Raw genomic sequence first — 665 nt, 5'->3', positions numbered from 1 at the left:
GCCGCGAAGGCGCCAACATGGGCGCTGATCCAGTCGGCGAGCCCCTGCGTCCACGTCGCCTGCGCGTAGGTGAAGCTCGATGCGCCGAGCACGGCGACGAAGATCTGCGCCGTTCTGCGCTCACCGGTCAGGCGGTCGACCACCACCGGCACGCCATCGCCGGCATAGTCGACGAACAACTTGTCGCCGGCCGCATGGGCCTGGCGCATCGTCACCGACAGGCGGCCCTCCCAGGCGCGGTAGAGCTCACAGAAGCGCGAGTACCGGTATCCGCCGGGCTCGGTGGCGATATATTCCTCCCACAGGATCGACAGCGTCACGTGCTTGCGTTTGAGCTCGCGGTGCACGGTCGCCCAGTCGGGCTCGGCGATGCGGCGGTGACCCTGACGGTTGCCATTGCCGGTCTTCGCGAACAGGCGAAGTTCCAGAACCGTGTCGGTGACGTCGTCTGGCAACGGCCAGCTCAAGCCCGCGGCCTCGAACCGCCGGAGCGCCAGGCGCACCGTCGAGGGCGCCGCGCCCACCCGTCGCGCAATCTCGCGGCTCGGCAGCCCGGCCGCCTTCATTCTGATCACATCGCGCACACGGCGCATCGCAAGCCTCTCCGTCGGCATCCAGGGTCCCCTTCGCAAAGCCGAAAGAGTTGACCCTATGGGAGCCAGAAG

At 68.1% G+C, this 665-nt stretch carries 1 protein-coding gene; it reads right to left on the bottom strand.

What is annotated here, in order from left to right:
• Positions 1–593: helix-turn-helix domain-containing protein (locus ACFQX9_RS28665; RefSeq protein ID WP_377791205.1), on the bottom strand; the 593-nt coding region annotated here is incomplete at its 3' end.
• Between the last annotated feature and the right edge of the window lie 72 nt (positions 594–665).

The sequence above is a fragment of the Bradyrhizobium sp. GCM10028915 genome (assembly GCF_042666195.1).
GTDB classification, from domain to species: Bacteria; Pseudomonadota; Alphaproteobacteria; order Rhizobiales; family Xanthobacteraceae; genus Bradyrhizobium; species Bradyrhizobium canariense_D.
The sequence above is the reverse complement of the archived record's forward strand: the minus strand, read 5'-3'. Positions and strand labels throughout refer to the sequence as shown.